25 protein-coding genes are annotated in these 24,091 nt (G+C 52.8%); 17 read left to right on the forward strand and 8 right to left on the reverse strand.

Annotated elements, in window-relative coordinates; all coding sequences use genetic code 11:
* Nucleotides 1–106 precede the first annotated feature (106 nt).
* From B156_RS0119020 to B156_RS0119030, 3 genes are all read left to right on the forward strand, one after another.
* The gene (locus B156_RS0119020) at nucleotides 107–634 is read left to right on the forward strand and encodes a Cif family virulence factor (RefSeq protein WP_018621367.1); all 528 of its coding nucleotides are present in this window, start codon (nucleotides 107–109) and stop codon (nucleotides 632–634) included.
* 50 nt (nucleotides 635–684) lie between these two features.
* The gene (locus B156_RS0119025) at nucleotides 685–3,129 is read left to right on the forward strand and encodes an outer membrane beta-barrel protein (protein ID WP_018621368.1); all 2,445 of its coding nucleotides are present in this window, start codon (nucleotides 685–687) and stop codon (nucleotides 3,127–3,129) included.
* Between the two features lie 131 nt (nucleotides 3,130–3,260).
* Nucleotides 3,261–3,800 carry a YcxB family protein gene (locus tag B156_RS0119030; protein WP_018621369.1) on the forward strand — a complete coding sequence of 180 codons (540 nt, stop codon included), beginning with the start codon at nucleotides 3,261–3,263 and terminating at the stop codon, nucleotides 3,798–3,800.
* Nucleotides 3,801–3,813: 13 nt separating this feature from the next.
* Here the strand turns inward: B156_RS0119030 and B156_RS31830 are convergent, their stop codons facing one another.
* The 5 genes from B156_RS31830 to B156_RS0119055 are packed head-to-tail and all read right to left on the reverse strand — an operon-like array spanning nucleotide 3,814 to nucleotide 8,005.
* Nucleotides 3,814–3,951: a hypothetical protein gene (locus tag B156_RS31830; protein WP_169518265.1), complete on the reverse strand. Its 138-nt coding sequence runs from the start codon at nucleotides 3,949–3,951 to the stop codon at nucleotides 3,814–3,816.
* A 40-nt stretch (nucleotides 3,952–3,991) separates the two neighbouring features.
* A complete protein-coding gene (locus tag B156_RS0119040; RefSeq protein WP_018621371.1) occupies nucleotides 3,992–4,768 on the reverse strand; it encodes an SDR family NAD(P)-dependent oxidoreductase in 777 nt (258 codons plus the stop codon).
* Between the two features lie 17 nt (nucleotides 4,769–4,785).
* A complete protein-coding gene (locus B156_RS0119045) occupies nucleotides 4,786–6,000 on the reverse strand; it encodes a hypothetical protein (protein ID WP_018621372.1) in 1,215 nt (404 codons plus the stop codon).
* A 4-nt stretch (nucleotides 6,001–6,004) separates the two neighbouring features.
* The gene (locus B156_RS0119050; RefSeq protein WP_018621373.1) at nucleotides 6,005–6,856 is read right to left on the reverse strand and encodes a type 1 glutamine amidotransferase; all 852 of its coding nucleotides are present in this window, start codon (nucleotides 6,854–6,856) and stop codon (nucleotides 6,005–6,007) included.
* 51 nt (nucleotides 6,857–6,907) lie between these two features.
* Nucleotides 6,908–8,005 carry a carboxylate-amine ligase gene (locus B156_RS0119055; RefSeq protein ID WP_018621374.1) on the reverse strand — a complete coding sequence of 366 codons (1,098 nt, stop codon included), beginning with the start codon at nucleotides 8,003–8,005 and terminating at the stop codon, nucleotides 6,908–6,910.
* 129 nt (nucleotides 8,006–8,134) lie between these two features.
* Here B156_RS0119055 and B156_RS0119060 point away from each other — a divergent pair, with 129 nt between their 5' ends.
* The 6 genes from B156_RS0119060 (at nucleotide 8,135) to B156_RS0119085 (ending at nucleotide 13,256) form a co-directional block, all read left to right on the forward strand.
* Nucleotides 8,135–8,392 carry a hypothetical protein gene (locus B156_RS0119060; protein ID WP_026260917.1) on the forward strand — a complete coding sequence of 86 codons (258 nt, stop codon included), beginning with the start codon at nucleotides 8,135–8,137 and terminating at the stop codon, nucleotides 8,390–8,392.
* 104 nt (nucleotides 8,393–8,496) lie between these two features.
* Nucleotides 8,497–9,048, forward strand: coding sequence for an RNA polymerase sigma factor (locus B156_RS0119065; protein WP_018621376.1), 552 nt, complete (start codon nucleotides 8,497–8,499; stop codon nucleotides 9,046–9,048).
* A gap of 23 nt (nucleotides 9,049–9,071) precedes the next feature.
* Nucleotides 9,072–9,398 (forward strand): hypothetical protein, encoded by a 327-nt coding sequence (locus tag B156_RS0119070; protein ID WP_018621377.1) that lies wholly within the window; start codon nucleotides 9,072–9,074, stop codon nucleotides 9,396–9,398.
* 15 nt (nucleotides 9,399–9,413) lie between these two features.
* Complete coding sequence (locus B156_RS0119075; protein WP_018621378.1) at nucleotides 9,414–9,677, forward strand: hypothetical protein; 264 nt, start codon at nucleotides 9,414–9,416, stop codon at nucleotides 9,675–9,677.
* Nucleotides 9,678–9,815: 138 nt separating this feature from the next.
* The gene (locus tag B156_RS0119080) at nucleotides 9,816–11,294 is read left to right on the forward strand and encodes a PhoX family protein (RefSeq protein ID WP_245563781.1); all 1,479 of its coding nucleotides are present in this window, start codon (nucleotides 9,816–9,818) and stop codon (nucleotides 11,292–11,294) included.
* Between the two features lie 96 nt (nucleotides 11,295–11,390).
* A complete protein-coding gene (locus B156_RS0119085) occupies nucleotides 11,391–13,256 on the forward strand; it encodes a cytochrome c peroxidase (RefSeq protein WP_018621380.1) in 1,866 nt (621 codons plus the stop codon).
* Nucleotides 13,257–13,274: 18 nt separating this feature from the next.
* On the opposite strand, the gene B156_RS0119090 is transcribed toward B156_RS0119085, so the two are convergent.
* A complete protein-coding gene (locus B156_RS0119090) occupies nucleotides 13,275–13,943 on the reverse strand; it encodes a hypothetical protein (RefSeq protein WP_018621381.1) in 669 nt (222 codons plus the stop codon).
* Between the two features lie 64 nt (nucleotides 13,944–14,007).
* On the reverse strand, nucleotides 14,008–15,426 hold the full coding sequence (locus B156_RS0119095; RefSeq protein ID WP_018621382.1) for an aldehyde dehydrogenase family protein: 1,419 nt from the start codon (nucleotides 15,424–15,426) through the stop codon (nucleotides 14,008–14,010).
* Nucleotides 15,427–15,560: 134 nt separating this feature from the next.
* Between B156_RS0119095 and B156_RS0119100 the strand changes: the two genes are divergently transcribed.
* Nucleotides 15,561–16,784: a helix-turn-helix domain-containing protein gene (locus B156_RS0119100; RefSeq protein ID WP_018621383.1), complete on the forward strand. Its 1,224-nt coding sequence runs from the start codon at nucleotides 15,561–15,563 to the stop codon at nucleotides 16,782–16,784.
* 66 nt (nucleotides 16,785–16,850) lie between these two features.
* The gene (gene truA, locus B156_RS0119105; protein ID WP_018621384.1) at nucleotides 16,851–17,594 is read left to right on the forward strand and encodes a tRNA pseudouridine(38-40) synthase TruA; all 744 of its coding nucleotides are present in this window, start codon (nucleotides 16,851–16,853) and stop codon (nucleotides 17,592–17,594) included.
* A 78-nt stretch (nucleotides 17,595–17,672) separates the two neighbouring features.
* On the opposite strand, the gene B156_RS0119110 is transcribed toward truA, so the two are convergent.
* The gene (locus tag B156_RS0119110; RefSeq protein ID WP_018621385.1) at nucleotides 17,673–18,914 is read right to left on the reverse strand and encodes an MFS transporter; all 1,242 of its coding nucleotides are present in this window, start codon (nucleotides 18,912–18,914) and stop codon (nucleotides 17,673–17,675) included.
* 89 nt (nucleotides 18,915–19,003) lie between these two features.
* Between B156_RS0119110 and aroB the strand changes: the two genes are divergently transcribed.
* The 6 genes from aroB to B156_RS0119140 all read left to right on the forward strand — a co-directional run bounded on the left by aroB (nucleotide 19,004) and on the right by B156_RS0119140 (nucleotide 24,071).
* Nucleotides 19,004–20,041: a 3-dehydroquinate synthase gene (aroB, locus tag B156_RS0119115; protein ID WP_018621386.1), complete on the forward strand. Its 1,038-nt coding sequence runs from the start codon at nucleotides 19,004–19,006 to the stop codon at nucleotides 20,039–20,041.
* 127 nt (nucleotides 20,042–20,168) lie between these two features.
* Nucleotides 20,169–20,702, forward strand: coding sequence for a DUF4136 domain-containing protein (locus B156_RS0119120; protein ID WP_026260921.1), 534 nt, complete (start codon nucleotides 20,169–20,171; stop codon nucleotides 20,700–20,702).
* A 238-nt stretch (nucleotides 20,703–20,940) separates the two neighbouring features.
* The gene (locus B156_RS0119125) at nucleotides 20,941–21,780 is read left to right on the forward strand and encodes a crotonase/enoyl-CoA hydratase family protein (protein WP_018621388.1); all 840 of its coding nucleotides are present in this window, start codon (nucleotides 20,941–20,943) and stop codon (nucleotides 21,778–21,780) included.
* Nucleotides 21,781–21,905: 125 nt separating this feature from the next.
* On the forward strand, nucleotides 21,906–22,847 hold the full coding sequence (locus B156_RS0119130; RefSeq protein ID WP_169518267.1) for an SDR family oxidoreductase: 942 nt from the start codon (nucleotides 21,906–21,908) through the stop codon (nucleotides 22,845–22,847).
* A 137-nt stretch (nucleotides 22,848–22,984) separates the two neighbouring features.
* Nucleotides 22,985–23,509, forward strand: a complete 525-nt coding sequence (locus B156_RS0119135; RefSeq protein WP_018621390.1) for a DUF4494 domain-containing protein — start codon at nucleotides 22,985–22,987, stop codon at nucleotides 23,507–23,509.
* Between the two features lie 112 nt (nucleotides 23,510–23,621).
* Complete coding sequence (locus B156_RS0119140) at nucleotides 23,622–24,071, forward strand: hypothetical protein (RefSeq protein ID WP_018621391.1); 450 nt, start codon at nucleotides 23,622–23,624, stop codon at nucleotides 24,069–24,071.
* Nucleotides 24,072–24,091: the final 20 nt, after the last annotated feature.

A 24,091-nucleotide genomic window follows, 5' to 3' on the forward strand; every position in this document is an offset into this window, starting at 1 on the left:
TCATCCCGCGCTTTTTTTTACGCAATCGCCAACCCGGTATGTTTGATGTAGTCTGTTACCGCCCGGGTTTCGAACAACGAACAAACCATACAAACCCAATACATCCATGAAAACGCTGTTCATTCTTCTGACCTTCTCCGCTGTTACGCTCCTGGCAACTAGCGTCCGCGCCCAGTCGGCCGGAACCGCACCGGCGGACCGGCCGGACCGCGATGAAAAAGCCCTTCGCAAAACGGTAGACGACGCACGGGCCGCGTTCGACAAACGCGACCTGAACGCCTTCACCACCTATTTTATCAACTCGCCGGACCTATACTACCAGGTGACGACTGGTGATCATCAGCTCATTCTGGCGCACGGCTTCGAGAATATGAAAAAGATGGTTGGGGGTTATATGAAGGACAACCCAACCCCAGCCAAAGCGGGTAGTTTCAAAACGACCGACCTCCGCCTTCGGGTGAACGGAAACGTGGCCTTCCTGTCGGGTAATAGCGTGGACAGTTCCAGCAACGAGAGCAGCCAGGATTTTATCATACTGGAAAAACAGGTAGGTAACGGTTCGGGACCCCAATGGAAAATTTCGGCCCTGACCGCCCAATATTACGAAATGGGGAAACGGATAGAGGTAAACTAAAGCCGTAGTTCCGATTTCAATTATCCAAACACAATCTTTCTATCTACACCATGAAATTGATTTACCTATCTCTGCTAACGCTATCCACACCATTCTCTATAATATGGGCGCAGACTACGCTGATTGGCACTGTCCAAGATGGGGTAGGTAAACCACTGCCCTTTGCCAGCGTAGCCCTGCTCAATACCCGCGATTCGACCGTAGCCAAAGGAACTGCCAGTGACCAACAGGGAGCCTACGCGTTCGAAAACGTCCACGCCGGAAAGTACCTGGTTCAGGCCACGGCGGTTGGCTACCAGAAAGTCCACTCAACAGTGCTGGACGTGACAACTAACCCTGTCAATGTGCCGGTACTGGTGCTGCCGGAAGTTACCGGCAAACTGGCCGAAGTGCAGGTGACGGCTAAAAAACCGTTCGTGGAGCAGCAACTCGACCGGATGGTGGTCAACGTAGCGAACAGCATTGTGGGCAGCGGCAGCACGGCGTTGGAAGTGCTCGAAAAGTCGCCGGGTGTAACGGTCGATTATCAGAATGAACGGCTGCAACTGCGGGGAAAAGACGGAGTTATTGTGCAGATAGACGGAAAGCAGACCTACCTCTCGGCGCAGGATGTGATTGCGATGCTGCGGAGCATGTCGAGCGATAACATCGAAACGATTGAGCTGATTACGAATCCATCGGCCAGATACGACGCGGCTGGTAATTCTGGCATTATCAACATCCGGCTCAAAAAGAATACGAACGTCGGCACCAACGGCACGGCCTCCGTAGCGGGTGGCTCAGGCCGGTTCGACCGGGAGCGGAGTAGCCTGCAACTGAACAACCGAACCAAAAAGCTGAACCTGTTCGCTAATTACAGCCTGAACCGGGGTGGCAACTACTGGGATTTTCTGCTCACCCGCAACCAGCCCGACCCTAGTACTACCGATGCCTCCCGGCGGAACATCGTCAGCCAAACCACCTATCTGACCTTTCGTGATGTGGGCCATAACGCCAAAGCCGGACTGGATTTTTCGCCGTCTAAAACGACAACCATCGGCATCGTCTGGACGGGTTTCTGGAGCGATCACCGCGAAACCGGCCCTGCCGGAGCCAATTTTCGTCGTAGTGAAGACGGGCCGGTGTACCTGCAAACATCGACCGACAAGACCTACACGACCGTTTCACAAAACCAACTCATCAACCTGAATGTACAGCAGTCGTTCGGGGAGAAACACGGCCAGTTGACTGCCGATTTCGATGTTGGCCATTTCAGTCGCCAGTATAGCAACAGCCTGCTGACCAAAACGCTCATCGCGATTGGCGACGTCAGTCAACCCGTGGCTGGTCTGCTGATTACGCAGCCCTCGACCATCGACATCCGCACGGTAAAAATCGACTACAACCGGCCATTGTCGAACGGCTGGAAGATGGAGACGGGTCTGAAAGGCGCATCCGTAAAAACCGATAATGACCTGCACCTGAGCAGCGGACCGTCCGGCGCATTGGTGATTGACCCGGCGCTGTCGAACCATTTTCAGTACACCGAGCGGGTCAATGCAGCCTACGCCAGCGTATCGGGCAAGTGGGGGACTACGAACGTGCAGGCAGGTCTGCGGACGGAGCATACGCACTCGGAAGGCAAGCTCATCGACGCCCCGGTCCTCACCCTGAATCAGGTTGTGGTGCGTGATTACCTGAAATGGTTTCCGAGTCTGTTTGTCTCGCGGCCTTTGTCACCTGACCAGACGCTGACTTTCTCGTACAGTTACCGCATCGACCGACCCAACTACCAGAATCTGAATCCGGCGCGGGGCTATGTCGACCCGTTTGCGTATTCGATTGGCAATGCCTACCTGAAGCCTCAGTTTACGCACGCGCTGGAAGGCAAACTAAGCCTGAAGAACGGCGTATTTGCGTCGCTGGGCGCCGATTACACGTCCGATCTGATGTTTTTTACGATCCACGCGCTGGAAGGTAATAAGACCTACGTTACGACGGAAAACCTTGGTCACTCACAGGGCTATACGCTGACCCTGAGCTATCCGCTGACGGTAGTGAAAGGGTGGCAACTGCAAACCAATGTGCTGGGCTATTACAACCGCTTTCAGTATGACTATGAAGGAACAGTTCTGCAAATCCAGAACGTAGCGGGGCGTGTAAATGGTAATAACGCCTTTACGCTGGGCCACGGCTGGACGGCTGAACTCAACGGCTGGGTCAGTACGCCCGCCGTCAATGGCATCTGGTCATCGCCCTGGCTGGGAGCGCTGGATACGGGCGTACAAAAGCTGGTATCGTCGGCGCTGAAAGTTAAGTTCAGCCTGCAGGACGTGTTTCATACCAACCGGTTCCGCCCCAGTGTGAATACGCCGAATGGAAACCAGGCCGGTATTCTAACCTTCGACACACGCGTAGCCCTGCTGAACCTGACCTACACCTTTGGCAACCAGAAACTGAAGGGCGAACGGCAACGGCGTACCGGTTCGGATGACGAAACCCGGCGGGCTAATTAAACGAACCTGGTCTCGCTGATTACCTTAATCTCCTGTACGGGGCAAATGCACTTGCAGGAGGGCTCTCTCTACTCATTATCCTGTTATTGCCAGGGAAACGTAAGAGAATCAGTAAGTTTGTTTTTACTCACATGATACACACGCCTGATTCATCCGTAATTCAAATCACATTTCAGTTTACCCGGAAAGAGCTTTTTGACGGGTTACTGGCCGTTTCGATAAGTCGCCCCGGCACGAGAGTGTTTCGATTAATTGGAATAGGGTTAACGCTGGCAAGTTTCCTGATCGTGTTTATTGATGTTTTCTCCGGTCGTTACCCAGCCTGGTATAGCTGGTTGTTTATCCTGTTCAGCTTATATGTCACGTTCAGTCCGGAGACCGCAACCTGGTTCCAGGCGAAAACCCTGGTAAAACGAAACGCCCAGATCACCGAGCCGGTAACGTATACGTTCAATAAAACGGACTATAGCCTTGTTGGTGAGAGTTTTTTAACCCGTATGGATTATGCCAAGCTGTATGAAGTCAGGGAAACGACTGATTTTATTTTATTGAAGCTATCAGAGGGCACTGCCCACGTAATCCCCAAACGCGCTGTGTCAGTCGACCAGTTCGCCGTATTTAAAGAGATAATACAATCGATACCAAAGCTAAAATCGAGATTTGATTCCTAGAAACTCGATCTATTTATTCTGGCAGTTCACGCAATACCTGTAGCGAGCCGAAATAGTCCAGAACCCTGGCCTGATAAATGAGGCTTGCCGCGATCTCAGAAAGATCACCGATTTTCGGGGTAAGAAACACCTGCCGAAGCATTTTTTTCAAAGCTGTTCCTGATCGTACTGATGGAGAAAGAATGGTCTTGTCAAATAACCGTGCCACCGTCGGCATAAAACAAGCTGCCAGTACTGTACGATGACGCATCGGAGGCCAGAAATAGGGCCAGCGGGCTAATTTCGTCGGTGGTGCCCATGCGGGCGATGGGAATGCGTTTGGTGAAATAATTCAGTGTCTTCTCATCCTGCCAGAGTGCCTGACTGAACTTTGTCTTTATCAGGCCGGGACAAATGGCGTTTACCCGAATACCGTCCGGCCCCCATTCCTTTGCCAGCACTTTGGTCAGCATATTCAGCGATGCTTTGCTGACGCTGTACATCCCCAGGCCGGGGTCGGGGGTGTGACCGGCAATGCTGCTAATCATCAGGATGCTGCCGCCCCCCCGCGCTTTCATGCTCGGATAGCATAGTTTGCTCAACTCAAAGGGGGCTTTCACATTGGCCTGCATAATCTTGTCGAACGCTGCCCCGTCGCAGTCGAGGGAGGGACCGAATACGGGGTTCGTGGCCGCGTTGTTGACCAGAATATCGATGCCGCCGTAAGTCGCGATGCTCTTGTCGACCAGTTGCCGGAGTTGGTCCATATCGCCCACGTGGGCGGCTATGCCGGTTGCTTCGCCCCCCTGCGCGCTGATATCGCTGGCGAGAGCGTCGCAGGCGTCCTGCTTGCGACTACTCACAATGACCTTAGCACCGAAGCGGGCAAAAACGCGGGCCATATCTTCGCCGATTCCTTTGCTGGCCCCGGTGATTACGGCCACTTTGCCGGTAAGGTCGAACATTGCTTTTTCCGCTTGTATAGCCATAACCGATAAATCTGTTTTTATTTCTCGAAAAAGCAGATTGTGCCACCTACCCAATCTTTATTTTTGTTGAAATCCACGCCAATCATTTCGCCCCGGCTCAACCGCCCCAGGTTCGTCAGCAGCGTCGGCTTTTCATCGCCCTTCGGCCAGATAAACAGCATGCGAATCTCGCACTTGACCAACCCATCCGGCGACTGGATGACTGGTTCATACACTACCTTTTTCTGGAGCAGGTAACCGTCCCGCTGATCGAACGGAATAGCATCGAGGTCGGCGGGTGTAACGTTGAGTTTGACCCCGCTACCGGCAAACGAGAACAACGGTTTCAGCACGTAGTTTTCCAGGTCGGCCGGGTATTCGGGCAGATCGGACAGGTAATAACTGTCTGGTACGTACGGGCTTTTCAGGAGTGGCAGCGTGTACTTGCTGATGCGAAAAAACCAGTTCGGGTGCCCGATCCACTCCACATCCACATCGTCCGTGAGCTGAAAATCGGTCTTCAGGTCGGGGAAATGCTTTAGGTCGTCGAAGATGAGCCGGTTATAAATTCGTTTGATACGGATCTGCCGACCCTCTTTTTCGTAGTAGAGCGCCCGGCCTTCTTTCCTGATTTTGGTTAAGCAAACGGGTGCTACGCCGGTGGCTTTTTCCGTCAGCACAAAGTCGATACGGGTCTTTTGCTTTTCGGGATAAATTTCCAGCAGGATCACCTCTTCGGGCTGGCAATCGCCCACCAGCATCTGCCGTAATTGCCCCAGATAATCAATATTGGTAGCTGCATTGAACAGATGCGAGAGGTTATCAGGAATGGGATAAAAAGTACGAAAAAGGGTAGCCAGGTAAGGCTGATACCCGTACAGCGATGGGAATCCCTGTAATTCGATAAGCTGCGGGACAAATTCTCCGTTTGAGGGATCTTTGCAAACGGCAAAATCGACGGCCAGGAATTGGGTGTGGGCATCCGGCCCGTCGCCCGGTTCGTTCGGAACCCGCTGGCTGGCTGGTATTGCCTTTTCGGATAGGGCTCTGAAATCGTCGCGGGTAATTACGTCGATAATATCGTCGCAGGCTTGCAATAGCTTGCCGGTCAGTAACTTGGGGATGAAAATAGGGCTTTCGGCTACGCGAAAGTCAAGCTGGCCGGGTAGGTCGGCTTCAATTCTATCCAAAAAAGCCCGGTATAGTTCCGGGCTAAAAACTTCGTTATAACGCTGGCGAACAGACTGTATCATAACACTATACGCTTTGTGGTTCTTCGGCCGTAACGGACAGGGCCTGGATGGCCTCCCGCAAAAAACCGGGTATAATAACCGACTCGGTCAGGGCAATTTTGTCGGGGTCCAGCAGGTAGGCGACCATATCGTCATACTTCTCCTGCCCAAAATTCAGGACGATGTGATTGCGTTTTTCGGCGGTCTGGAAATACCGCAGCATCCCTTCGTTGTCGGCTTCGGGGTGAAACTGGGTGCCAACTATTTCGGGCGAAAACCGGATGGCCATCACCGCCCGGTCGAGGGGAACGTGCGGGCGGTATTTCTCCAGGCACAAGACCTGAGCACCCAGCTGTTCCAGCCGTTCTGCGTTTGGCTCCGTAACCTGATAGTCCCGCGAATCGACGGCAAAAAACGGATCATCCAGGCCCGTAAGGATGGGTGCCGTATCGCCTTCTTCGGTTTTGTGAACCGGAAAAATACCGAAGGAGGTTGATTTGCGCTGACTGAGTAACCCTAACTCAAGATGCCGGACAACCAGTTGGAACGAGTGGCAAATCAGAAACACAAACTTTTTGCGGTCGTTATGCCGGTTCCAGTCAAAAAGCTGGTCGATCAGCGTGAAGTAGTCCTGTTCCCAGGCCTCATCCGACGGCATTGGACTACCCGGTCCGCCCGATGAAATGTAAATGTCATAGCTCAGGTCGGGAACATCATTGCTCCCCCGGATATCGAACACGTCGACCGTTAGTTCGCTGGGTTGCTCTGACTGGTGGTTTTCCCCCTGTGCGTTCCGGATCAGGTGCATGATGCAGCGCATACTTTCATTAGCATGCTTATTATTCATGTCCAGAACGGCAATTTTAACTGAATTCATAGCGTTGCGTTACGGTTGGTTTATTGATGAAATTGGTTCCAGAAAGAACGGTCAGATTCCGTAAGAAGTTTCTTTAACAATGTAATCTACAACCTGTTTCAAATCATTCGTTTCCTGGAAAACGGCTAACTGACGGTCGGCACCGGTACCCATCTCCATAATTTTGAGCAGGTATTCGCATTCGGCGCGGCTGCCCAGCTCGTCCACCACATCGTCGATAAAGTTGAGTAACTCGTGCAGCAGCTGATGCGTGGGCACTTCTTCCTGCTTGCCAAAGTCGATTAGTTTTCCCTCAATTCCATACCGGGCGGCCCGCCATTTGTTCTCGTTGATCAGAATACGGCGGTAGGGCCTGAAATTCAGATTCTGCTTGTGGAGTTTATAAATCTTGACCACTAACGCCTGCATGATAGCCGCCAGACAAATGGTTTCGTCTACGCGCATGGGCACATCACAAATCCGGAACTCGATGGTATTGAAAAAAGGGTGGAGCCGAATGTCCCACCATATTTTCTTGCCGTTGTCGATGCAGTTGGTTTTTACCAGCAGGTTGATATAATCATCGTACTCTGCTGCGGTAGCAAAAAAATCGGGGATACCCGTACGCGGAAACTTGTCAAAAACTTTGGAGCGGTACGATTTGAAACCGGTATTGCGGCCCCGCCAGAAGGGAGAGTTTGTCGAAACGGCGTAGATGTGGGGCAGGAAATACCGCACGGCATTCATAATCTGAATACCATCGTTGCGGTTCTCGATACCCACGTGTACGTGCAGGCCAAAAATAAGGTTCGACCGGGCCACATCCCGCAACTCGTCAATGAGCTGGTCGTACCGTTCGTTGGGGGTAATCAACTGATCCTGCCAGTCGGAGAAGGGGTGGGTACCAGCAGCCGCTACCTTAAGGTTTTGATTATCAGCTAACTCGATAATCATCTTCCGTAGGTAGGTTACTTCTTCACGGGCATCATGAATGTTGTTGCAGATGTTGGTGCCCACTTCCACCACGGCCTGGTGCATCTCTGCCTTGACGCGCTCGTGCAGTACAATTTGCCCACCCTCAACAATCTTCGACATGTGCGACCGTAACTCACCGGTGTCCGGGTCAATGGTTTGAAACTCTTCTTCAATTCCGAGTGTAAATGCGGGCATAGGTGTATACGTTAGAAAGATGCCGGTTAATGTGTATCGGGAAACGATTTGGTAAGATACTGTTTTTTTGAAAACCTGCTGGCGCACCAGTTGTTTTTCCTGCAAACGGACTTTTATTCTAAACGTACTATGAAAACGAAACGTGAAAAAAAACTGATGACAAAATACTGGCTATTTGGTGGGGGTGGAGCGATGTTGCTCGGTAGCGGTCTGTCCGTATTGCTGCACGGGTCCAAACTCCGGGAAATCAACGCCGACCCCTGGTTCTGGGTAAGCACGGGGGGATTTGCCCTCATCATGTCGGGCCTTGGTTTTATTGGTGATGCCAACCGGTTCCGAACCATGGTCGATGTACTGCGGGAACTGGACAGTCGTACAAAATCGTGATGGAAAACCCGTATTGAATGCTACTTTGCAGGACGCAAGCCTGTTTAAATACGAGTGGCAGTAACCCGGATTCCGGGTTACTGCCACTTGCCTGAATAATTCCCATGCCCGAACCGCCCCAACGCACCATTATCGAGACCGTTAAGGAATACGGGAATCGGCTGTCGCGGTTTATTCGGGGGCGGGTAAAAACGGATGAGGATGCCGAAGATATTTTGCAGGATGTCTGGTATCAGCTTAGTAACGTAGTGGATTTGAACGGTATCGAGAGCATTAGTGGCTGGCTGTTTCAGGTGGCCCGCAACCGGATAACGGACACCTATCGAAAGAAGAAAGAAGATTCGTTTGCGGACCTGATGCCCGATGATGAGGCCGACGACTTCAGTATTCGCGACCTGCTGCTGGCCAATGCCGAAACGCCCGAAGACCAGTTTTTCAAGGATATGTTCTGGGAAGAACTAATGCGGGCACTGGACGAACTACCCGATAACCAGCGAACCGTGTTTGTACAGAATGAACTGGACGATGTAACGCTACAGGAAATAGCCAACCAGACGGGTGAAAACCTGAAAACTATCATCTCCCGAAAACGCTACGCCGTACAGCACCTCCGAAAACGCCTGAAATCCCTGTATGATGAACTCGATAATCTGTAAGCTCCTAAACTGCCTTTGATATAATGAGAAATTACGCTGGTAAAAAACGCTTTTTCATTCCGGTATTCATGCTGCTGGCGTTGTTTGCTGTTACGTTTGCCGTGTACTGGCTCTGGAACAACGTGCTGGTGGCGGTAATAGCCGTAAAGCCTGTTACCTACTGGCAGGCCATGGGGCTGCTTATTTTATCCCGCATTCTGCTGGGTGGTTTTAAATTCGGTGGCCCGTCCAACCATCCGCCTATGGGGGGGCAGAGCGACCACTGGCGCGAAAAATGGCGCAGGATGAGCGACGAAGAAAGGTCCGCCATCAAAAATAAATGGCGACGCTGGGGGCATGACAGCGAGTAACCAACCCTACCTACCATGAAACTAACCTGGACTTTTTATCCCAATGGGCAACCCAGTATTACCTTGACTGTAGTGTATGTTCCCAGACTGGATGCCGTACCGGTAGCGGGTTACCTGGATGTCAATACTAACACGGCCTTTGTGAACTGGGCTACTTTTCAGGTGTTCAACTCCACCGATCAGGTGTCGAAAAAAGCCGTTTTTGCCTCCCTTGTCAGGATGTCGGCGGAGGACAGGCAGGCGGTGAACCGAATCCCCGGGCTGACAGACGCAGACTAACGGATAACGGCCAGATGCCCGGGAAAAGGCGCTCATTTCCCTCTCTTCCAATCTTATCATTGCCGTAATACTGGATTAACGCTGGGGTAATAAGCCAGGAATAGCTTTGTGGAAATTTAGCTGACCCCCTTATTGCGTATGTCTACAAACAAATTAATCCTGCCCTCTTCGGCCCTCCTGATGTTCCTTGGCCTGGCAGGTTGTACTGATCATCGGGCACCCGACAGCCCGGCCATTGTAATCCAGAATCGTTCCGTTACGCCCGTGTTGGCCAAATTGCTGCCCGGTGCCGCGGGTGGTCGACTGGCGGTCGGTGGCGTAGCTATGTACTCCCTGCTCAGCAGTGATGATCAGTTGGCCCAATCGCCCAATTACGTATTTGGCGGCTCGGCCGACGGGGCGGGTATCTTCCAGAACCCCGATGGTAATTACTCGCTCATCGTGAACAACGAGGATAACTTTGCCGTATCCCGCATCACCCTCGACAAGGCGTTCAAGCCCATCAAAGGCGAGTACATCCTGAATTCCGACGGTGGAACCTGGCGGTTGTGTTCGGCCACGCTGGCTACGCCCGTTGAGCATGGTTTTGGCCCGGTATTCCTGACCTGCGGTGAAAGCGGGGTCGAGTCGCGGACGCACGCGCTGCGGGTAGATGCCGATCCGCAACAGGCGGCCATCTCGCGGGAAGTAGCTGGCCTGGGCCGGTGGAGTGCCGAGAATGCGGTGCCCCTGCCTAAAACAGCCTATCCTGACAAGACCGTTATCGTGATTGGCGATGATGATTCGGGTACCGACGGTGGTCAGGTAGCCATGTACCTCTCCAATACGGTGGGTGATCTGGATAACGGTTCCCTGTATATGCTGCGCCGGACCGACGGTAATCAGCGCGAAATGGATATGAATCCGGGAACGCTGTATGATGTGGAATTCGCCAAAATCGATAACCACAAAACCCTGACGGGCGCTCAGATCAACGGTAGAGTAAACACGCTGAAAGGCATAAAATTTGGCCGGGTAGAAGACGTCGATTACCGGAAAGGCGGTGGTGCCAATGGTCGGGACGTATTCTTTGCCGTAACGGGCCAGGATAATTCGGGGGCCAACGCCGACTATTCCCGCTCTAAATACGGCCGTATTTACAAACTGATGCTGGATGCCAGCGACCCAACGAAAGGTAAGCTGGAAGTGCTGCTGAACGGCGACGACCGGTCGGGCATCGCCAAAACATTCCAGGACCCGGACAACGTTTGCGTGACGACCAACTACATCTACATCATGGAAGATCCGAACGGCTACGGCGACGAGAAGCATGATGGCTACGTGTATCAGTACAACCTGAACACGAAGCAGTTGACCCCCATCATTGAACTGGACCACCGCCGTACCGCCGTTGATGCTGCCAAATATAACGTGGGGGGTACATCCGCCCTGGGCGACTGGGAAAGCAGCGGTATGATCGACGTGTCGGACGTAACGGGTCGGCCCAATACGTTTATGCTCGGCATTCAGGCCCACACCTGGCGGGGCGATAAGTACAAGGGCGTCGATGGCGGCTCGAAGCGACTCAACGAAAACCAGGCCAGTCAGCTTATCCTGATCGAAGGACTGCCCCGGTAACCAACCAAACCAAGCGTATCATCCTGAAACCGCCCGACCGGATGCTTCCGATTGGGCGGTTTGCTACACGCTTTAGTCATAAAACGCTACGTATCAATGCCTGCCGAACAACCCACTGTTTCTCAAACGTTGATTTCTCAAACGTCGGTTTCTCACGAATCAAAACTGCCCCGGCCCGGTATCTGGTGGCTGCTGGTGCTGGGAGCCGTTATCCTGTCGTTCATCTGCGTATACGGCCTGCTCAATGGTCCAAAACCGAAGCCGGCTCAGTTGGTAAAACAGGCATTTATGCAGGACATTAATGGGCTGGACAGTGCCGCAAGTCAGTTGCAGATGACTATTCGTACCCGGCAGTCGGCCGGGGCAGTTCAGGCGGCTTTTTTGCGGGCGCGGCTGGCCTACAAGCGGGTCGAGTTTATAGCGGCCTACTATAGTCCCGAAACCACCCGCGCCCTCAACGGGCCAAACATCCCCGAAGTAGACGACGATTTGCGGGTCAATGCCCCCGAAGGATTTCAGGTGTTGGAGGAGCTGATTTTCCCGACAATGGATGCGTTAAACCGGGCCGAAATCGTGCTACAGGCCGCCGTTTTGCGTTCCAATGTGCATCGGTTACGCACCATATCCCAAACCAACGAACTGACGGATAGCCACGTGTTCGATGCCATGCGGCTGGAAGTGTTTCGGATTGTCTCGCTGGGAATAACGGGTTTCGATTCGCCCATCGCCTTTCAGTCGTTACCCGAATCAGCTGCCGCGCTGGAAAGCATGCAGGAGCACCTGAGGTATTACCCGCTAACCGAAACCGACGCAGACCTGACCACCCAACTAACGAAAGCATTCGGACAGGCTATCGGCATCCTCAGGTCGGCCCGAAACTTCGATTCGTTCGACCGGCTGACGTTCATCGACCAGCGGACCAATGTATTGAGTGGTTTGTTGTTCGATGCTCAAAAGGCGTTGCAGATTCCGGTTTTTACCGAAAATCGACTCCTGTCACCCTCCGCCCGAACGCTGACCAACACGGGCGTTTTCGATAGCAGCTACTTCGTTGATTTTGCTGAACAGCGCAGCACCCCCAACCGGGTTGCCCTGGGTAAGAAGCTATTCTTCAATCCCGTTTTGTCGGGCGATGCTAACCGAACCTGTTCGTCCTGTCATCAGCCGGAGCGTGCCTTTACGGACGGCGAACCAACAAGTCTGGCTATCGGCACGAACGGGAGCCGGATTAACCGCAACGCGCCAACGCTGCTGAACGCGGCCTTTCAGGCGGTTCAGTTTGCCGATTCGCGGGTGGTTTTCCTGGAAGACCAGGCCAGCGATGTGATCCGAAACCGGCAGGAAATGCACGGGTCATTGCCCGAAGCGGTGAAGGCGTTGCAACAACAAGCGGAGTACCGCATGTTGTTTGCCCGTTCGTACAAAGAAGGCATAACGGAACGAACACTCAAAAATGCCATTGCCAGCTACATCCGGTCACTCACCACCCTCGACTCGCGGGTAGACCAGTATTTTCGGGGAAAGCCCAATGCCCTGAGCCAAGAAGAAAAGCGGGGGTTCAACCTATTTATGGGCAAAGGTAAATGCGCTACCTGCCACTTTTTTCCCCTGTTCAACGGGACCGTGCCACCAGGCTATCAGGAAACGGAGAGCGAAGTGCTGGGCGTTCCGGCCACCGCAGACGGGAAGTTGGTGGATGGTGATGTGGGTAAGTTTGTCCTGACAAAACGGGAACCCCACCGCTACGCCTTCAAAACGCCCACATTGCGGAACGTAGCCAAAACGGCTCCGTACATGCACAACGGCGTGTATGAAACTCTGGAGGAAGTGGTTGATTTTTACAATAAAGGCGGGGGCAACGGGCTGGGCTTTAACCTCTCCAACCAAACCCTGCCTTTCGACAAACTGGACCTGACGCAGCCGGAAAAAAGTGCCCTTATCGCCTTCATGAAAGCATTGTAGCTAAGAAAAAGCCCTAGGCTAGAAATTGATGCCGGTCGTCAGCGAAACGGTCTCGAATTGAACGGGCGTTTTTCGATCAGTGTAAGCACTAGGAAACAGATAGCTACTAAGATATCGTTCATAGCGTAGCGTAACCGGAATGGTAACTCTATTCACTGGTATATCGACTCCCAAACCCGCAATGCCACTTACCGCCGATTTGGTTAAAGGTGGGATTTCGGAGCCGTAGAAGGGCGGACAGGGAGCTACTATACAATTGGGTTGTACTACCTCCCGATAGTTACTATCTACGATTCGATTGTAACTCACACCTACCTCAAGAAAAAGAAGTTTGTGAGTCGGTAGTACGTAGTTTCGGTACAGAACCGGGATTTTTAACGTGCTAAGGCTAAATCTCTGACTTCCTCCGCCGATAGCAGTAATGTTAGAAACGCGGGTCCAGGAAGGCTGAACACGCAGCGATGCCCGATAGTTGAGTCGGTAGTGCACATCGGCACCGGTGACCAGATTGGCCTGCGGGCTAAAGTGGGCAGGTCCTTCGGTACCTACAATGGGATATGAATAGTTTACTCCCGCAAAAACACCCCATCCCCAGGGATTGCTTTTAATAGCAGGACTTGTCTGTTGCGCCTGTACACTATCAATGATGAGGCTGATAATGATGAAGGTAAAGTAGATTTTTTTCATTGGTATAGCCTGTTTTTACCAGGGATTCCTATCCGGTAAAAATGGTTGGAACGCCTGCTAAAAACTACACGTGCTTCACAAGGAAATTAATCAACTTCTTCACCCTGTCGGTATAGGGCGGGTAGATGAATTTCATGGTGCCAAAATCGCGTTGCATCACCCCCCGCTGATTGGTGAATTCCTGAAAACTGAAGTAACCATTCGATTTACCAATGCCGCTGTTGTTGACCCCGCCAAAAGGTAACTCGACGTTGCCGAATTGTACTAACGTATCGTTTATGACCGTATCACCCGCCGAGGTGCGGTCCAGAACATACTGAGTTGTTTTCCGGTTGCGGCTGTGGATATACAAAGCCAGTGGCTTCTCGTGCTGGTTGATAATCCGCAGGGCATCATCGAGGTTCGTATAGGTCAGTACCGGTAATATTGGCCCGAAAATTTCATCCTGCATTACCTGCATGTCACCGGTTACGCCTTCCAACACGGTTGGTTCGATGAAGTTTTGACTCGCATCGGTTTGGCCGCCCAGTGTGATTGTTGCTCCCTTCGCCTGCGCATCATCCAGTAGCCCACGGATGCGGGTAAAATGACGATTGTTCACGATGCGGGCGTAGCTATCCGATACGGCAACGGGCTGCCCATCGGGACTGTACATGGCGGTCAGCGATCCGCGGAGGGCCTGCATGAATGGTTCTTTTATGGATGCGTGAACCAGCAGATAATCGGGGGCAATGCAGGTCTGCCCGTTGTTCAGGCATTTACCCCAGGCCAGTTGTTGCGCGGCCTGTTTCACATTGGCCGACTCATCCACGAGGGCGGGGGATTTGCCACCCAGTTCGAGGGTGACAGAAGCCAGATGTTTGGCCGCAGCGGTCATGACTACGCGCCCCACCGCCGGGCTGCCGGTGAAGAAAATATGGTTGAAGGGCAGTTCCAGCAGGGCCTTCGACACCTCGGCATCCCCCTCAAAAACGGCGACCTCTTCGGTAGGGAACAGTTCTGTAATCATCCGGCTAATCAGCCCGGCGGTATTTGGGGCCATTTCCGACGGTTTCAGGATGGCGACATTACCAGCCGCAATGGCAGATACCAGCGGGCGGATGGCCAGCACGAATGGGTAATTCCAGGGCGAAATAATGAGTACGTTGCCTTTGGGTTCGTGAACCAGATAGCTCTTGGTGCCAGTCAGTGCGAGGGGAGTGGGTAATGACCGGGGCTTCATCCAGCGTTTCAGGTGTGCGACGGTGTACTTGATTTCTGCGTATAGAGCCATCAGTTCGCCCAGCATCACCTCGGCCGATGGCTTCCGAAAATCGTCAAACATCACCCGCTGAATGTCGGCCTCGTGGCTACTCACCCAGCCCTGAATGCGCCGGATGCGTTCAATACGCTGGTTGGCGGTGGTAAGGGCCATATGGGGCGCGTGCCGACGCTGAAGGTCAAACGTCGTTTGGATGTCGGTTTTGGGTTGAACGGCCGTCATAAGCTGTTGTTTTTTTGAAGTATAACCCCTTGAAACCGTTCAAGAAAGTACGTTAAAAGTACAAAAAAGCACGATATGTGGTTTTAAATCGTGAATCCTTTATCTTAGCTAAAACTTTAGCCAACCCGAACTGGATGACGCTCGTTAGTGATAATATCCGCTACCTACGCAAACTGAATGGTTTGACCCAGGAGCAGTTCTCCCGAAAAATCAACATAAAACGTTCCCTGTTAGGGGCTTATGAAGAGGGACGTGCCAATCCAAACCAGCAGAATATTCAGGCTATTGCCAAAGCCTTCAACACCACCGTGGAGCTGTTGACCCGGCAGGACCTCCGGAAAATCCGCGAAACACCCAGCCTGAGCATTCCACTTGGCCAGAAAGGAGACGATCCCTACGCTGGTCGGAGTAGTAATGAAAATGGGGTCGCTATCCGATCCGATGGAAAACTGACTACGGACGATGACCCGTTTCAACACCCCGACTTCCCCGATATTTTTGCACAACCTACGGCACCCACGCCCGAACCGCAACCACTGGCTACGGTGCTGAATAAATACTATAAACCGGCAGAAGCCAATCCAGGCGGGGAACCGCGTCGGGAACCCGTTGCGCCCCCCGTCATTACCGCCCCGGTGCGACCGGGGAGCCAACCCAGTTCGTCCGGCGACCGCCCGCAACCAGCGGCCTACCAGTCCCGCCCGGCCGATTCCAGGCCACCGGAGCGGAACGCAGCTCCGCCCGTCGAACGGCTGTTTTCGTCCCCGCCGGAACCCCGGCCTACCCCCGCCAGCCGCGCCAATGAAACACTGGCCTTTAACAACGTATACGAAGGAGCGTCGGCATCGGCGCATCCGGCATCGACCAGCCAACCCGCCACGCCGAGTTTCCCCGTGGTGATGCAGCGCCAGTTTGCCGAGTACGGTCAGCGGTACCGACAGGACGATTTCCTGCGTCGGTTACCCGCCATGCACCTGCCAACCCTGCCCGAAGACCATTACCGGGCCTTCGAAGCGGGCGATGATTTTGCCTTTCCGGGAGCCTTGCTCGTGGGTAAATTCATACGAAACTGGTTCGATATTGCTGATGGGAAGCTCTACGTGCTACTCATTCAGCAGCAACCTACCGGAGCCGGGATCCGCTGCCGACGCGTTTATAATCAGGTAAAGGCGAAGGGGTCACTGCTCCTGACTACCGACCGGGTCGATTTGCCCAACCTGGATGTAGCCCTGAATGATGTGCTGGAGGTGTGGGAAGTCTGCGCCTTCGTCAGTCAGCAACTCCCGCCATCGCCCCCCAATACCGACCGGCTCCGGCAATTGGTCGATGAATTGAAGTTTGAGGTAGAGCGGATGTAGGAGTGGGTTATGCATATAGCAAAATGAAGGTTTTAGAAAGACACAACCCGTATTTTTACCGGTGCGATGCGTTATTTTCTTGAACTGGCTTACAAAGGAACACACTACCATGGCTGGCAGCGGCAGCCCAACGGACTGAGCGTGCAGGAGGTGCTCGAAACGGCTCTGGCTACGGTACTCCGGCAACCCATTGCCATCGTCGGGAGTGGGCGCACCGATGCCGGGGTGCATGCCACACAGCAATTTGCTCACCTCGACCTGGATACGCCCCTGCCCGAACACCTGCTCCGGTCGCTCAATAGCCTGATACCACATGATATAGCGGTGTATGACTGCTTTCCCGTCCGTCCCGACGACCATGCTAGGTTTTCGGCTATGTACCGCTACTACCAGTACCACATCAGTCGCCGGAAAAACCCGTTTCAGGAGGGGATGTCGTATGTTTTCACGTTACCCCTGAACGTGGAGGCCATGAACGAAGCGGCCGCCATTTTTCTGAATCACACCGATTTTGAAAGTTTTAGTAAGGTCAAAACCGATGTCAAAACCTTCAACTGCCGCATCGACCGAGCCAGCTGGGAGCAAAAACCAAACGGCGATTTAGTGTTTCATATTCAGGCCAACCGCTTTCTGCACGGCATGGTCCGGGCCCTGGTGGGCACGCTGCTGGACGTAGGGCAGGGGAAACGAAGCGTTGCCGATGTAGAACGTATTATTCTGGTCCGCGACCGGAAACAGGCGGGTCGGGCCGCCCCCGCTGCGGGCTTGTTTCTGACGGAAGTAGGGTATGATTTTCCGAAAACTGAATGAGTGTCAGTAGGCATATTTTGTATAACGTGTAATCCTATAAGGTTTTGAAAACCTTATAGGATTGGTTCACCGGGTTGACTACTGCACCGCCACAGGCTTCGTGGGGTCGATACGGAACCATAGCAGCGCACTCACCAGCAGGCAACCCGCAATCATAAACAGGGGGTAATTGAAGTTTTTGGTTTGCTCCACAATGATGCCAAACAGGATGGTGATGAAGAAGCCACCCAGTTGCCCGGCAAAATTCATTGAGCCCGCCACCGTGCCGGCATTCCGCTGGCCAATGTCGACACACACGGCAAAAGCAACGGGCAGGGCCAGGTCTTTCATCAGTACGCAGGTGGCCAGCAGATAACCCGCCAGCTGGTTATCCGTGGTTAGTCCGGCCAGCAGGAAAAAGAGACTCGACAAACCCAACCCTGTCACGCCTACCGCCCGGCGCCCGATTTTCAGCCCGTAGCGTTTGGTCAGTACATCGCTCAACCCACCGCCTATCAAACAGCCAATAGCCCCCAGGAAATAGGAGAGGGAGATGAAATTCTTTGTTTCGTCTTCACTCAGCCCGCGCCCTTCCTGAAAATATACCGACGACCAGTTAGTGAAGAAATACGACCCGTAAAAAAACAGGTGGCACATGAGCATCAACGCCCACAAATCGGGGTTGCGGATGATGGTTGTCCAGGGAATGCGGTGGTCGGTTTTTTTAATGTGCCGACCGGCTTCAATTTCCGCTACTTCGGCTGCGGTGATGCCGGGCATCTCGGCGGGTTCGTCCCGAAACCAGGCGTACCAGCCAATCGCCCACATCACGCCCAGTATCCCCAGTAAACCAAAAGCCCAGCGCCAGCCCGCCCAGTGTACCAGCGGAATGACCAGCAGGGGCGTAAGCGCACCCCCCAATCGGCCAGCGGCCCAGATGACCGACTGCGCCCGGCCCGTTTCTACCGCCGGAAACCAGCGGGCAATCACAATGGACGCATTGGGGTATGCACCTGCTTCGCCCGCGCCAAATAAAAACCGCACAACAAGGAGGTACGTAAAACTGAACGCCGTACCGGTAAGGGCCGTAAACCCCGACCACCAGAACACCACCCGCGTCAGTACGCGCCGGGGGCCAAGGGAATCACCCAGCGAACCGGTAGGAATTTCGAACAGCGCGTACGCCAGGGAGAAAGCACCCAGAATCCAGCCAAATTCCTGATTGTCGAGGTGTAAATCTGCCTTGACGTATTTACTGACTACGTTCATACAAACGCGGTCGAGGTAGGTGATGGTGGAGAGCAGGAATAAACCGGACAGAACACGGTAGCGAACGTTCATAGGGGCAACTGAATGGAAGGCGAAGGAAAGTTCAAAAATAGGTACGAATTCGACTTTCTACACTGAACAGGCTGCTGTACTTTTACAGCATGTCAACTGTAACCATCGCCCCCCTGGCCGAAAGCCTGCCCGCTTTTCTGAATACGCACGATTTTTCGGCCATCGCCGTCATCGTCGACAACCATACCTTCCGTTTCTGTTATCCCAGTGTGAAAGAAATGCTACCGAAGCATACGCTGATCAGAATCAAAGCCGGGGAGGAACAAAAGCACATCGCCACCTGCGAACTGATCTGGGATGCGTTTACCCGGGCCAACTTCGATCGGCACGCGCTGGTGCTGAACCTGGGCGGGGGCGTTATCGGGGATATGGGTGGATTTTGTGCCGCCACCTATAAGCGGGGTATTGATTTTGTCCAGCTGCCCACCACTTTGCTCGCGCAGGTGGATGCCAGCGTAGGGGGGAAGCTGGGCATTGACTTCAACGGATTCAAAAATCACATTGGTGTATTCAAACAGCCGAACGCCGTTTTGATTGATCCAACCCTGCTGGAGACCTTACCGGAGCGCGAACTACGGTCGGGGTTTGCCGAAGTGATAAAACACTGCCTCATTGCAGACGGTACTATGTGGAATCAAATTCGTCGGCGCGACCTCGATGAGCAGAACTGGTCTGCGCTGGTAGCTCATTCTGTAGCCATAAAAGAGCGGATAGTGGAGCAGGACCCGACCGAACGGGGAATTCGCAAGATTCTGAATTTCGGCCATACCATCGGGCACGCCGTTGAAACGTATTTCCTGACCCAGCCCCGAAAGCGGCTTCTGCACGGCGAAGCCATTGCGGTAGGGATGCTGGCCGAATCGTACATCGCCTGCCACAAAAAGATGATTGACGAAACACTGCTGACAGAAATCGAAGAGTACCTGTTTGCCGTATATGGAAATGCACGAATAACGGAAGCGGATACGGAGCCGATACTGGCACTTACCTTACAGGATAAGAAGAATCGGGGGCGGGAAATTCGCATGTCGCTGCCCGACGGCATCGGGAGTTGCGCATTCGATATACCGGTATCTGCCGCCGAGATGCGCAGAGGACTGGAGTTTTACCGGGGGCTAAACAAATAAAAGATTATTTGGCAATAGAGCATTGCTTGCCAAACATTTACAATTATATTTGAGTTGAAACCAAGTTGCTTAGTGTGTATTTATCAACCATAATTTATCTATTGAAAAACTCTTTACAATCGTGAGTATGAAAAAGTGCATCGGAGTATTGTGTATGCTGGCCGTTGTTGCTATGGCGGGTTGCTCATCGAGCAAATTATTCGTGGAGCATGATTATAGCTACGAAGGCCATTTCAAAAACTATGAGTCTTTTAATTTTCTGGAATGTGAATTTGTTGATTCCACGTTACTATGCTCCGATATTCAGGATGCCATCCGGCATCAGATGGAAGCACGGGGTTACCGGGTCAGTAACCGCAGCCCAAACCTGCTGATTTCCTATAATATCTTCCGTTCCGACCTTCGATTCCGCGGCTATCAGCAGCCTGTCATTAAGGATTGGGTAGTGCGTGAAGATGATGAAGCCACTTACAAGCGCATTGACTATAACCTGGATGAGGGTACCCTGATGATTTCACTCATCGATGCTGAGTCCTATCAGGTAATCTGGAAGGGGTACGCGTCCAAGATGATGCGCAACCAGAATTTCAAAAACAATTACTTCAAAGGGATTGTCCGGTCCATTTTTGACCAGTATCCCCTCATGGCAACGGCACGATAATACAAGGGGTAATTTCTTTATCATTTCCACAGGCGAGGCATATAGTCTCGCCTGTCTTTGTTTTGTCGCTGAATAAAACGGGTGACTCAGTCTGTCTTTCCGTCCAACCGGCTCCGGCAGGTTTACTACACTGAACGAAAGCCGTTGAGGCTTCTGCTTCTCCATCCTCACTTGCTTCAGAATTGGTTATTCCGTTACCTTTACAAAACTGTATGCACGCATACCACAGGAAAGGAAAATGGAACAAACGTATCAATCATTAGCCCTATCGGAGAAGGATGGCGTCATGACGGTTTCATTGCTGGGGCCGGGTAAAGGTAATGCCATGGGGTCGGAGTTCTGGGACGAACTGCCCGTAGCGATGGACGAAATCAACAAACTGTCGCACATTCGATGCCTGGTTTTTCGGGGTAGTGGCGACCATTTTAGTTATGGTCTCAACCTGCCTCAAATGATGCCCCACCTGGGGAAAATGACTACCGGTACCGTTCAGGCCGAACAGCGGGTGGCCCTGATGGCGCAAATCCGGCAGATGCAGTCCGGCTTTCAGAAAATGCATGAGTCGCCCAAACCGGTCATTGCAGCCGTACATGGCTGGTGCATTGGTGGGGGAGTGAACATGATAGCCGCAGCCGACATCCGGCTTTGCTCCCGCGAGGCCCGGTTCAGCCTGCGCGAAGCCAAGCTGGCCATCACACCCGATATTGGCGGGCTCCAGTTTCTGCCCCACATCATCGGGCAGGGATTTACCCGCGAAATGGCCTTTACCGGTGCTGACTATGACGCTGCTTTCGCCGAACGCATCGGGCTGGTTAACCACGTGTACGATACCCCCGAGCTGCTGTTCGAAGCGGCCGATACGCTGGCTCATCAGATTGCCAGTAATTCAGCGTCGGCGGTGCAGGGTGCCAAACGGGTACTCAATTACGGGCTGAATAAATCCATCGAGGATGGTTTGCAATACGTAGCGGTCTGGAACGCAAGTCAGCTGCAATCCGACGACTTCTCCGAGGTAATGCAGGCTACGCTGGAAAAACGAAAAGCAGCTTTCAACAAAAAATCAAACCGGGGCTATTAATTCAATGAGTGAAAGGGTTAAAGAGCGAAAGAGTGAATGGCTGACGCGCACAAGTGGTATTTGCGTCAATCACCCTTTCACTCTTTCACTCTTTCGCTCTTTCACTCTTTCACACTTGAAACATGATGACAACTGGAATGCTGCGCGATGACGCGCTCAAGGGGAAAACCATTATTGTAACCGGGGGGGGCACGGGCCTCGGCAAATCCATTAGCCGGTACCTGCTCCAGCTGGGTGCCAACGTAACCATTTGCAGCCGTCGGCAGCACGTGATTGACGAAACGGCCAAAGAACTGATGGCCGAAATAGGACGGTCCAACGTTTTGGGGGCCAGCGTTTTGGGGGGAGACAGTTCGCAGAACGACGCATCGGGTAGTGTGCTGGCGGTGCCCTGCGATGTGCGTAACCCGCTGGAGATTGAAAACGTGATGGCAAAGACGATTGAGCAGTTTGGCCGTATCGACGGACTCCTCAATAACTCCGCCGGTAACTTCATCAGCCCCACCGAGCGGCTGTCGTACAAAGCCTTCGATACCATTGTGGACATTGTGCTGCGGGGAACGTACTACTTTACGCTGGCCGTCGGAAAATACTGGATCGAAAACAAAATTCCAGGCACCGTACTGAACATCTCGACCACCTACGCTACCACCGGGTCCGGCTACGTGGTTCCTTCGGCGGTAGCCAAAGGCGGGGCCCTCATCATGACCAAATCGCTGGCGGCCGAGTGGGGCAAATACGGCATCCGGCTCAACGCCATTGCACCCGGCCCCTTCCCGACCAAAGGTGCGTGGGACCGGCTCTTTCCCGAACCCCTGGCGAGCCTGATGGACCCCACCAGTCGTATTCCCCTGCACCGGGTAGGTGAACACGGCGAACTGGCCAACCTGGCCGCTTTCCTGCTCTCCGATTACTCCGGGTACATCACCGGCGAAAGCATCACCATCGACGGGGGTGAGGTCCTGATGGCTGGCGAGTTCAGCCACCTCGAAAAAGTAACGAATGAACAGTGGGACGAAATTGGAAAAACCATCAAACAGGCAAATAAAGAGAGTAAGAAAGAGTGATCTTAATGATGAATTATGAATGATAAATGATGAGCGGATAGCTTGTAAAGCCATAATTAATCATTCATAATTCATCATTAATTTTCGCACTTTTACCCACTCAAAACTGTTCTATTTACGGACTAAAACACGTTAAAATGCCAAACTGGTTTCTCGGAAAAATCCGCTATCAACAACCCATCGACGAGGCCACCGTCGGAACCCGAAACGAAGAATTTATCAAGCAGAAAACGGTCACCGAAGCGTATCTGGTGGACGCTGTCAGCTACACTGATGCCGAAACCCGGCTGTATCAGGAGATTGCGGCCAACACCCCGGATTTCGAGATCACGGATATTTCGCGGATGAAACTGGCCGATGTTTTTCATACCGACGACGGGGGCGACATCTGGTACAAGGTGAAGGCCATGTTTATTACCGAAGATGAAAAAACCGGCAAGCAGAAAAAAACGCCCAGCCTGATGCTGGTCAATGCCCACAGCCCTAAACAGGCTTATGAACAGATTGAGGTGAGCTTGAAAACGGCCCTCGATCCGTTTGAAATCACAGATGTGAACCTCACTAAAATTCTGGATATTTTTCCGTACAACGGAGAAGAGAAGCGCAACCTGCGGCCCCTTAGTGAACTGGTGTCGGCAGAACCGGAAGCGGAAGTTGCCTGACCCCCTCAGCCTACAGCCGTTCCCTAAAAGAACGGCTGTATTTTACGAAATCTCCCATTTTCAACCCTTAAAAGTTGCGTTGAACCCGTTGAATGCAGATATTTGACCCATTATGAAGCGCATTCTGTTCCAGTTTCTTAACCTGATGATGGCCTGTGTCATACTGCTGAGCAGTACTGGCTTCGGGTTACTGGAACATTCGTGCCAGATGCGTGGCAAGAAAAAAACGATGGTTGTCGCTTTTACCGAGCACAAAACACAGCCCGGTTGTGCGTTGGATAACCAGCCTGCTGCCGATAACCAGACTATCGTTAAAAAGGCGGAGTGTTGCGTGGATGGACAGCATTACGAGAACATTGATGTCTCTTCGTCGCTGAGTCAGTTTGTTGCCCAACTGGTCAAGGTCCTTACCGAATCTGTACTGACGGGTATTGTGACGGTCTTTACCTGGCTTGTAGACTGGGTTTTTGCCCGGGATTCGGCGTCGGTTTCCGTTTTCTCCCCTCCGCCCTCACCCTCCGGGCGGACTATCCTGACGCTTATTCAGCGCCTGCTTATTTGACTTTGTTGATTGATATGACT

This window comes from Spirosoma luteum DSM 19990 (genome assembly GCF_000374065.1).
Taxonomy (GTDB): domain Bacteria; phylum Bacteroidota; class Bacteroidia; order Cytophagales; family Spirosomataceae; genus Spirosoma; species Spirosoma luteum.

Excerpts from the sequence above, each read along its gene's own strand:
- B156_RS0119065 (WP_018621376.1), top strand. The coding sequence starts at position 8,497 with ATGCCCGAACCGCCCCAACGCACCATTATCGAGACCGTTAAGGAATAC.
- B156_RS0119075 (WP_018621378.1), top strand. The coding sequence starts at position 9,414 with ATGAAACTAACCTGGACTTTTTATCCCAATGGGCAACCCAGTATTACC.
- B156_RS0119060 (WP_026260917.1), top strand. The coding sequence starts at position 8,135 with ATGAAAACGAAACGTGAAAAAAAACTGATGACAAAATACTGGCTATTT.
- B156_RS0119140 (WP_018621391.1), top strand. The coding sequence starts at position 23,622 with ATGAAGCGCATTCTGTTCCAGTTTCTTAACCTGATGATGGCCTGTGTC.
- B156_RS0119020 (WP_018621367.1), top strand. The coding sequence starts at position 107 with ATGAAAACGCTGTTCATTCTTCTGACCTTCTCCGCTGTTACGCTCCTG.
- B156_RS0119125 (WP_018621388.1), top strand. The coding sequence starts at position 20,941 with ATGGAACAAACGTATCAATCATTAGCCCTATCGGAGAAGGATGGCGTC.
- aroB (WP_018621386.1), top strand. The coding sequence starts at position 19,004 with ATGTCAACTGTAACCATCGCCCCCCTGGCCGAAAGCCTGCCCGCTTTT.
- truA (WP_018621384.1), top strand. The coding sequence starts at position 16,851 with ATGCGTTATTTTCTTGAACTGGCTTACAAAGGAACACACTACCATGGC.
- B156_RS0119055 (WP_018621374.1), bottom strand. The coding sequence starts at position 8,005 with ATGCCCGCATTTACACTCGGAATTGAAGAAGAGTTTCAAACCATTGAC.
- B156_RS0119030 (WP_018621369.1), top strand. The coding sequence starts at position 3,261 with ATGATACACACGCCTGATTCATCCGTAATTCAAATCACATTTCAGTTT.
- B156_RS0119045 (WP_018621372.1), bottom strand. The coding sequence starts at position 6,000 with ATGATACAGTCTGTTCGCCAGCGTTATAACGAAGTTTTTAGCCCGGAA.
- B156_RS0119120 (WP_026260921.1), top strand. The coding sequence starts at position 20,169 with ATGAAAAAGTGCATCGGAGTATTGTGTATGCTGGCCGTTGTTGCTATG.
- B156_RS0119110 (WP_018621385.1), bottom strand. The coding sequence starts at position 18,914 with ATGAACGTTCGCTACCGTGTTCTGTCCGGTTTATTCCTGCTCTCCACC.
- B156_RS0119040 (WP_018621371.1), bottom strand. The coding sequence starts at position 4,768 with ATGGCTATACAAGCGGAAAAAGCAATGTTCGACCTTACCGGCAAAGTG.
- B156_RS0119090 (WP_018621381.1), bottom strand. The coding sequence starts at position 13,943 with ATGAAAAAAATCTACTTTACCTTCATCATTATCAGCCTCATCATTGAT.
- B156_RS0119070 (WP_018621377.1), top strand. The coding sequence starts at position 9,072 with ATGAGAAATTACGCTGGTAAAAAACGCTTTTTCATTCCGGTATTCATG.
- B156_RS0119095 (WP_018621382.1), bottom strand. The coding sequence starts at position 15,426 with ATGACGGCCGTTCAACCCAAAACCGACATCCAAACGACGTTTGACCTT.
- B156_RS0119085 (WP_018621380.1), top strand. The coding sequence starts at position 11,391 with ATGCCTGCCGAACAACCCACTGTTTCTCAAACGTTGATTTCTCAAACG.
- B156_RS0119130 (WP_169518267.1), top strand. The coding sequence starts at position 21,906 with ATGACAACTGGAATGCTGCGCGATGACGCGCTCAAGGGGAAAACCATT.
- B156_RS0119100 (WP_018621383.1), top strand. The coding sequence starts at position 15,561 with ATGACGCTCGTTAGTGATAATATCCGCTACCTACGCAAACTGAATGGT.
- B156_RS0119025 (WP_018621368.1), top strand. The coding sequence starts at position 685 with ATGAAATTGATTTACCTATCTCTGCTAACGCTATCCACACCATTCTCT.
- B156_RS0119050 (WP_018621373.1), bottom strand. The coding sequence starts at position 6,856 with ATGAATTCAGTTAAAATTGCCGTTCTGGACATGAATAATAAGCATGCT.
- B156_RS0119135 (WP_018621390.1), top strand. The coding sequence starts at position 22,985 with ATGCCAAACTGGTTTCTCGGAAAAATCCGCTATCAACAACCCATCGAC.
- B156_RS0119080 (WP_245563781.1), top strand. The coding sequence starts at position 9,816 with ATGTCTACAAACAAATTAATCCTGCCCTCTTCGGCCCTCCTGATGTTC.